Source organism: Komagataeibacter kakiaceti JCM 25156, from assembly GCF_000613305.1.
This window is the reverse complement of the sequence record NZ_BAIO01000068.1, coordinates 1-8,873: the sequence shown is the minus strand read 5'-3', so window position 1 is coordinate 8,873 and position 8,873 is coordinate 1. Positions and strand designations below refer to the sequence as shown.

Annotated in this window: 5 protein-coding genes and 1 pseudogene; all 6 read left to right on the top strand. The window is 64.1% G+C overall.

What is annotated here, in order from left to right:
* A partial coding sequence (locus JCM25156_RS06290) for a biotin--[acetyl-CoA-carboxylase] ligase (protein WP_025812509.1) occupies positions 1 to 603 on the top strand: 603 nt, incomplete at its 5' end.
* 306 nt (positions 604 to 909) lie between these two features.
* Positions 910 to 2,552: pseudogene (locus tag JCM25156_RS22065) on the top strand (ribonuclease J).
* Between the two features lie 305 nt (positions 2,553 to 2,857).
* Entirely contained in the window at positions 2,858 to 4,180 is a 1,323-nt protein-coding gene (gene proS / locus JCM25156_RS06280; RefSeq protein WP_025812508.1) for a proline--tRNA ligase, read from the top strand.
* On the top strand, positions 4,180 to 5,424 hold the full coding sequence (locus tag JCM25156_RS06275) for a lipoprotein-releasing ABC transporter permease subunit (protein ID WP_025812507.1): 1,245 nt from the start codon (positions 4,180 to 4,182) through the stop codon (positions 5,422 to 5,424). Before proS ends, JCM25156_RS06275 begins: the two co-directional genes overlap by 1 nt.
* Entirely contained in the window at positions 5,417 to 6,151 is a 735-nt protein-coding gene (locus JCM25156_RS06270) for an ABC transporter ATP-binding protein (protein ID WP_025812506.1), read from the top strand. The genes JCM25156_RS06275 and JCM25156_RS06270 overlap by 8 nt, the downstream gene beginning before the upstream one ends.
* Before the next feature lie 34 nt (positions 6,152 to 6,185).
* Positions 6,186 to 8,873, top strand: a 2,688-nt coding sequence (gene dnaE / locus JCM25156_RS06265) for a DNA polymerase III subunit alpha (RefSeq protein WP_025812505.1), incomplete at its 3' end; no start/stop codon positions are given.

Sequence of the window (8,873 nt, the reverse complement as noted above, 5' to 3'; positions counted from 1 at the left end):
CGGGAATGGACCGATCCGGGTGGCAATCTGGCCCTGTCCATCATGCTGACGGGGCAGGGCACGGATGTGCCCGTGGGGCTGTGGCCCTTCATTGCCGGGCTGGCGCTGTATGAAGCCGTGGCCTGTTTCCTGCCCACGGATAAAACGCTGGAACTCAAATGGCCCAATGACCTGCTGCTGGCGGGCCGCAAGATGGCCGGCATCCTGATCGAGACCGGGGCCGCGGCGGACGTGGCCTGGCAGGTGATCGGGATTGGCGTCAATTTGCGACAGGCCCCGGTGATCGCGGGCCGTGAACTGGCCTGTCTGGCCGATTACGGACAGGATGTTCCGGCAGCGCCCGCAATGGCCCGGATTATGCTGCAGGAACTGGATACATGGCTGGTCCGTTACACCACCAGTGGATTTGACGCGATCCGGACCGCATGGCTCGAACGCGCGCATCCGGTTGGCACACCTATTGGTGTGAAGGCGGGAAACCAGCAGTTCAATGGTCATTTTTATGGTCTGGCCGATGACGGCATCCTGCTGCTGCAAACGCCATCCGGCCTGCGGCGTGTCGTAACGGGGGAGGTGCTGCTGGCCCCCACGGGGCAAGAATAATCGGGGTAGACCGAGGAAAGAGATTTAAGTTCGCGGGATTACATGATAATCCCATGCAAGAATTAGTAGCGTCGGCCTGACAGCCTGCGTGGTGTTGAACGCCATTTCCAGCCATCCGATCCATCCAGTGGAGCATGGGGAAGTGAGCCGGGTCCGCCGTGTAGGTCAGGCAACTGGCTGGCGACAAACGGGATTACTGGCCTGAACGGGCTGACAACAGGGCATGCCATTCGACACGGGACAGGCGTTCCGCGTCCATTTTTTCGAATCCATCTCAAAGCATCTTAATAGAAACAGGACTTCTTGATGAATGATATAACAGGCGTTTCATTCCTTCCGCTGGGCGGAACAGGCGAAATTGGCATGAATCTCAACCTCTACCGGCAGGGAGAGGCATGGCTTGCGGTTGACTGCGGTATCGGCTTCAGCGGCAACGACACGCCGGAGGCGGAGATTCTCCTGCCGGATCCGGTCTTTATCGCCGAACGCAAGAAGGCGCTGGCCGGGCTTGTCGTCACCCATGCGCATGAGGACCATCTGGGCGCCATCGCCCATCTGTGGCCGCAGCTTGGCTGTCCGGTTTACGTGACGCCGTTCGCCGCCGCCGTGCTGCGGCGCAAGCTGGGGGAGGCGCAGCTGCTCCAGCAGGTGCCGATCCATGTCGTCGCGCCCGGCAGTGCGTTCACCGTCGGTCCGTTCGATCTGCGCTTCATTTCCGTAACCCATTCGGTGCCGGAGTCGCAGTCGCTGGCGCTGCGTACGCCGCAGGGCATCATCATCCATACGGGTGACTGGAAGATCGACCCCAACCCGCAGGTCGGACCGCCGACCGATCTTGAAACCTTCGCCGCGCTGGGGCGCGAGGGCGTGCTGGCCATGGTGTGTGACAGCACCAATGTCCGCACCGAGGGGCCTTCCGCGTCGGAAGCGGATGTGCGGCGTGAGATGACCCGTCTCATCGCCTCGCTTGAGGGGCGGATCGCGGTGACATGCTTCGCCAGTAACGTGGCGCGTGTGGAAACGCTGGCCAAGGCCGCGCAGGCGGCGGGCCGCAAGGTGGCTGTGGTGGGCCGCAGCCTGCGCAACCTGGAGGTCGCGGCGCGCGAGTGCGGTTATCTGTCGGATGTGCCGCCCTTCCTATCCGAACAGGAGGCGAATTCCGTTCATGAGGACCAGATCCTCCTGATCGTGACGGGCAGCCAGGGGGAGCCGCGTTCGGCCCTGTCGCGCATTGCGTCCGATACGCACCCCAACATCTCTCTGGGTGAGAACGATACCGTCATCTACAGCAGCCGCATGATTCCCGGTAACGAGCAGGCGGTGATCCAGGTGCAGGACAACCTGACCCGCCGTGGCGTGCAGGTGATTACCGACAAGGATCATCTGGTGCATGTGTCGGGTCATGCCACGGGTGGCGATGTGCGGATGCTGTATGATCTTGTGCGCCCACGCTATCTCATTCCCGTGCATGGCGAATGGCGTCACCTGACCGCCAACGCCGCCATTGCGCAGGAACTCGATATTGAACCGGTGCTGCTGGAGGATGGTGACATCCTCGACATCCGCGCCAATGGCATGGAGGTGGGTGATACCGCGCCGACCGGGCGGCTGGTGCTGGATGGCGGCCGTATCCTGCCCATGAACGGGGGCGTGCTGTCGGCCCGGCGGCGCATGCTGTTCAATGGCATGGTGCTGGGCAGCTTCGCCGTCGATGATGAAGCTACCTGATCGGTGACCCGAAGGTCAGCGCGCCGGGGCTGCTGGATATGGAAGACCCCGAAACCCTGCGTATCACGGAAGAATTCGGCAATGCGCTGGATGAAATTCCCGATGAACTGCGCGCGAACGACGCGACCTTCCGCGAGGCCGCGAAAACCGCCCTGCGCCGGGCGCTGGGCCGCAAGCTGCAAAAGCGCCCGCTGGTGGATGTGCATCTGCTGCGCGTCTGACCACGGCGCGCGGGGGCCGGAAATGATTATGGCAGGAAGCGGCTGACCGTTTCCTGCCATTTTTTTGGTACGTTTTCCCTAAACCCGGCGTCTTTTGCGCAACCAGATTTGCCCGCGCACATTAGCCCTGCCACGGTGGGGCGGCTACTCCCCCTCACGCGGATGTTTACACTGTCGGGGCAGGGCAGCATCACGCTTTGGTGTGGCGGGAACGGGGGCGTGGCACATGCCCCATTCCACGCGGGTGCCGATTGGTCTAGGGTCCGTCGCATTACTGGTTCCCCTACTTCAAGGTTCATACGGATATGCGTCTGTCCCGCAGTTTTCTGCCTACCCTCAAGGAAAATCCGGCCGAGGCCCAGATCACCTCGCACCGGCTCATGCTGCGCGCGGGCCTGATCCGCCAGACGGCCGCGGGCATCTATGCCTGGCTGCCAGCCGGATGGCGGGTTTTGCAGAACATCGCGGAGATCGTGCGCCAGGAACAGAACGCCGTGGGCGCGCAGGAACTGCTGATGCCCACGCTCCAGTCCGCCGAGCTGTGGAAGCGGTCGGGGCGTTATGACGCCTATGGCCCGGAAATGCTGCGCATCCGTGACCGCCACGAGCGCGACATGCTGTATGGGCCGACCAATGAGGAAATGATCACCGACCTGTTCGGTCAGGTCATCAAGTCCTACAAGGAACTGCCGCAGGTTCTCTATCACATCCAGTGGAAGTTCCGTGACGAGGTGCGCCCCCGTTTCGGTGTGATGCGCGGGCGCGAATTCTACATGAAGGACGCCTACAGCTTCGATCTGGATTACGACTCCTCGGTCGATACCTACCGGCGGATGATGCTGGCCTATCTGCGCACGTTCCAGCGTCTGGGCGTGCGCGCCATCCCGATGCTGGCCGATACGGGGCCGATCGGGGGCGAGCTGAGCCATGAATTCCTGATCCTCGCCCCCACGGGGGAGAGCGGCGTGTTCTTTGACAGCGCGCTGGAGGAACAGGACTGGCTGGGGCAGGATGTGGATATTGCCGATCGCCATTCGCTGGAGCAGTTCTTCACGCGCATGACCTCGTTCTACGCCGCCACCGATGAAAAGCACGATACCGCCGCGTGGGCGCAGGTTCCCGCCGCGCGCCAGCGCGAGGGCCGGGGCATCGAGGTCGGGCATATCTTCCATTTCGGGCGTAAATACACCGAATCCATGGACATCACGGTCAGCGGGCCGGATGGCGCGCCGCTGTTCCCGGAAATGGGGTCGTACGGCATTGGCGTCTCGCGTCTCGTCGCCGCCATTATCGAGGCCAGCCATGATGAAAACGGCATCATCTGGCCGGAATCCGTCGCGCCCTTCCGCGCCGTGATCATCAACCTCAAGAGTGGCGACAGCGTGTGTGACGCCATGTGCGAGAAGCTGTACGCCGCCGCCCCGGAGCATTTCCTGTATGATGACCGCGCGGAACGCGCCGGCGCGAAGTTTGCCGATGCGGACCTGATGGGCCACCCGTGGCAGCTTATTGTCGGCCCGCGTGGGGCGAAGGACGGCAAGGTCGAGATCAAGAATCGCCGCACGGGTGAGCGCACCGAGGATACGGTCGAAGGCGCGCTGGCCCTTGTCATGAAAACGCCGGGCTGATGTTCGGTCCCTTCGAGCGGATGGTCGCCGGGCGCTACCTGCATGCCCGGCGCGGGGAACGGTTCGTTTCCGTCATCGCGATCTTCTCGCTTGTGGGGATCGCGCTTGGCGTCGCAACTCTCATCATCGTCATGTCGGTCATGAACGGGTTCAAGGCTGACCTGCTGGGGCGTATCCTTGGCCTCAACGGGGATCTGAGCGTGTACGGCGTCTCGCGCACCATCAGTGATTATGATGATGTGACGGCCCGCGTGCGTAGCGTGCCCGGCGTGGTTTCAGCGGCGCCGCTGGTGGAATCGCAGGTGCTGCTCAATTCGGGCAATTACAATGCGGGCGGGCTGGTGCGCGGCATGACCCGCGCCGACCTGATCGGCCTGCATGAAGTCAGCGACAACCTTGTTGCGGGCTCCATGGATGATTTTGGCGATGATGACACCATCATCGTCGGCACCACGCTGGCCGAACGCGCGGGGCTGACCGTGGGGGGCAGACTCACCCTTGTCTCGCCCCAGGGGGCGGCGACGGCCTTTGGCACCATGCCGCGCGTGCGCGCCTACCGGGTGGTGGGGATTTTCGATGCCGGGGTGAATGACTACAACGCCGGTTACGTCTTCCTGCCCCTGCACGCGGCACAGGTCTATTTCCAGTTGCCGGGGCAGGTGACGCAGGTGCAGGTCATGACCCGGGACGCGGAAAATGTCATCCCGGTCCGTCAGGCCATTGAAAAGGTCATGAACGGCGATGTCCGCGTCATGGACTGGACGCAGAGCAACAACGCCTTTTTCGGCGCGGTGCAGGTGGAACAGAACGTGATGTTCCTGATCCTGACGCTGATCATCCTTGTGGCCGCGTTCAACGTCATTTCCTCGCTGATCATGATGGTCAAGGACAAGAGCGCCGATATTGCCGTGCTGCGCACGCTGGGGGCCACGCGGGGCGCGATCATGCGCATCTTCCTCATGTGCGGGGCGTCGGTCGGGGTGACCGGCACCGTGGTGGGCACGGGGCTGGGGATCGTGTTCTGCCTGAATATCGAGCATATCCGCCAGATCCTGCAACGCATCACCGGCACCGACCTGTTCAATGCCGAGGTGTATTATCTTGAACACCTGCCCGCCAAGCTGATCTGGTCGCAGGTGGCAGAGGTGATCGCGATGGCGCTCGCGCTCTCGCTGCTGGCCACGCTCTACCCATCCTGGCGGGCGGCCAGAACCGACCCGGTGGAGGCCCTGCGCCATGAATGAGGTGGTCAACGCGCCCCCGCTGCGCCTTGATGGCGTGGCGCGGCGCTATATCAGCGGCGAGGAAACGCTCGATGTGCTGCGCGGGGCGGACCTTACCCTCCATCCCGGTGAGATCGTGGCGCTGGTCGCCCCTTCGGGCACGGGCAAGTCCACGCTCCTGCATCTGGCCGGGCTTCTGGAAAAACCGGATGCCGGGTGCGTCCTGCTGGCCGGACAGGACGCGGGCGCGCTGGCGGATCGGGAGCGCACGCAGCTCCGGCGTGACCGGATCGGGTTCGTCTATCAGTTCCATCACCTGCTGGCGGAATTCAGCGCGCGGGAAAACGTCATGCTGCCGCAGATGATCGCGGGGGTTGCGCGGAGACAGGCGCGTGCGCGGGCGGACGAACTGCTGGGCGCGTTCGGGCTGGAACACAGGCTGGAGCACCTGCCCGGCAAGCTGTCCGGCGGCGAGAAGCAGCGCGTGGCCATTGCGCGCGCGCTGGCCAACCAGCCCCATGTGCTGCTGGCCGATGAGCCGACGGGTAATCTGGATGTCCATACATCCGACGCCGTGTTCGACGCGCTGCTAGGCACCGTGCGGGCGCACGGCGTCGCGGCCCTGATCGCGACCCATAACATGGACCTTGCCCGTCGCATGGACCGGATCGTCACGCTGCGTGACGGGCTGATCGTGCCGGTGTCGGAGCCCGTGGCAGCGGCGGACGCGCAGGCGCGCGGGGGGTAGTGTAAATTGCCGCTGGCCTGCGGTAGGGTGGGGCATGTCCCATGCCGATTTCATTCACCTGCGCGTTCATTCCGCCTATTCCCTCAGCCAGGGGGCCATCCGCGTGCCCGAACTGGTGGCGCTGGCGCATGACATGCGCATGCCCGCCGTCGCGATTACCGATACGGGCAACATGTTCGGGGCGCTGGAATTCTCGCAGTACTGCGGCAAGAAGGGCGTGCAGCCCATCATCGGCTGCCAGATCGCCCTGCCGGCGCGCAACGACAAGCCCGGCACCCCGGCCGAGCCGATCGTGCTGCTGGCGCGTGACGCGCAGGGGCTGGCCAATCTCCAGATCCTGTCCTCCGCGGGCTTTCTACAGCATGAGACGGATGAGCCGACCGTAAGCCTCGACCTGCTGTGCCAGCATGCGGGCGGCCTGTTTTTGCTCACGGGCGGCAGCAGGGGGCCGCTGTTCAACATGCTGGCCGAAGGGCAGGAACCAGAAGCCGCCCGCCTCATGGCCCGGCTGCACGAGGCGTATGGGGACAACATGGCGGTTGAACTGCACCGCCACGGCCGCGCGGCGGAGCAGGCGGTGGAGCCGGGCATGATCGCCATGGCCGACCGCATGGGCCTGCCGCTGGTGGCCACGAATGAATGTTTCTTCCCCCGCCCGGACATGTACGAGGCGCATGACGCGCTGCTGTGCATCGCGCAGGGGCGCACCATGGCCGAGCGTGACCGCTGGCGCGTCACCCCCGAACACTGGTTCAAGCCGCCGGAGGTGATGCGCGAACTCTTCGCCGACCTGCCCGAAGCCTGTGACAATACGCTGGACATCGCGCGCCGCTGCGCCGTGCAGGTGGAAACGCGCAAGCCGCTGCTGCCCATGTGCCCCAAGGTGCAGAAGGGCAAGACCGAGGACGAGACCCTGCGCAACATGGCCATCACCGGCCTTGAGCGCCGCCTTTCGCGCATGAAGGTGGATGATGAGACCCGGACGAAATACGAGGAACGTCTGGCCTTTGAACTCGACATCATCGCGCAGATGGGGTTCCCCGGTTATTTCATGATCGTGGCCGACTTCATCCAGTGGGCCAAGGCGCATGACATTCCCGTGGGGCCGGGGCGTGGCTCGGGCGCGGGATCGCTGGCCGCGTGGGCGCTGACCATTACCGATATCGACCCCATTCCCTTCAACCTGCTGTTCGAACGCTTCCTCAACCCCGAACGCGTGTCGATGCCCGATTTCGATATTGATTTCTGTCAGGACCGGCGTGATGAGGTGATCCGTTACGTCCGGGGCGAATACGGGCCGGACCGCGTGGCCCAGATCATCACGTTCGGCAAGCTGCAGGCCCGCGCCGCCGTGCGCGACGTGGGGCGCGTGCTTGGCCTGCCCTATGGCATGGTCAACCGTGTGGCGGAACTGATCCCCAACAACCCCGCGCAGCCGGTCACGCTCAAGGCCGCGATCGAGGGGGAGCCGCGCCTGCAGGAAATGCGCGACGAGGATGAAGCCATCCGCCGCCTGCTGGAAATCGGCCAGCAGCTTGAAGGCCTGTTCCGCCACGCCAGCACGCACGCCGCGGGCGTGGTGATCGGTGACCGCGAACTGGTGGAGCTGGTGCCGCTGTACCGTGACCCGAAAAGCGAGATGCTGGTCACGCAGTACAACATGAAGTTCGTGGAGCAGGCGGGGCTGGTCAAATTCGACTTCCTTGGCCTGACCACGCTTACCATCCTGCAACGCGCGGTGAAGTTCCTGCACGGTATGGGCATAGAGGTGGATCTGTCGGCCCTGCCGCTGGATGACGCCCTGACATACGACATGCTGGCGCGCGGCGATACCGGCGGCGTGTTCCAGTTCGAAGGGGCGGGGATGCGCGATGTCCTCAAGCAGATGCGCCCGACCCGGCTGGAGGACCTGATCGCCGCCGTGGCGCTGTACCGCCCCGGCCCCATGGCCAATATTCCCGATTACTGCCGCCGCAAGCATGGCGAGGCATGGGAACCCCCGCACGAGGAAATCCGCGACATCCTCGAAGAGACCTATGGCATCATGGTCTATCAGGAACAGGTGATGCAGATCGCCCAGAAAATGGCGGGCTACAGCCTGGGCGGGGCGGACCTGCTGCGGCGCGCCATGGGCAAGAAAATCCGCGCCGAGATGGACCGCCAGCGCGAGATCTTTACCGAAGGGGCGACAAAGCGCGGGATCGGGAGCGAAAAGGCGGCCGAGGTGTTCGACCTCATGGCCAAGTTCGCGGATTACGGGTTCAACAAATCCCATGCCGCCGCCTATGCGCTGGTGTCGTACCAGACCGCGTGGATGAAGGCGAACCATCCCGTCGCCTTCCTTGCCGCGTGCATGTCGCTGGCGCGGGAAAAAACGGACAAGCTGGCCGCCCTGCGGCAGGAGGCCGAGCGGCTGGGCATTCGCGTGCTGCCGCCCGACATCAATGCCTCCGGCCCTGATTTCACGGTGGAAAAACTGCCCGATGGCGTCACCTACGGCATCCGCTACGCGCTGGCCGCCGTCAAGAAAGTGGGGCTGGGGGCGATGGAAAGCCTTGTCACCCAGCGCGGTGACAGGCCGTTTACCGACCTTGAGGATCTGGCCGCCCGGCTTGACCCGCGGCAGGTCAACAAGATGCAGCTTGAAAACCTGGCCCGCGCGGGCGCGTTTGATACGATCCTGCCCAACCGGGCGCAGGCCTGCGGCGCGGCGGAAACCGTG

Excerpts from the sequence above, each read along its gene's own strand:
- proS (WP_025812508.1), top strand. The coding sequence starts at position 2,858 with ATGCGTCTGTCCCGCAGTTTTCTGCCTACCCTCAAGGAAAATCCGGCC.
- JCM25156_RS06275 (WP_025812507.1), top strand. The coding sequence starts at position 4,180 with ATGTTCGGTCCCTTCGAGCGGATGGTCGCCGGGCGCTACCTGCATGCC.
- JCM25156_RS06270 (WP_025812506.1), top strand. The coding sequence starts at position 5,417 with ATGAATGAGGTGGTCAACGCGCCCCCGCTGCGCCTTGATGGCGTGGCG.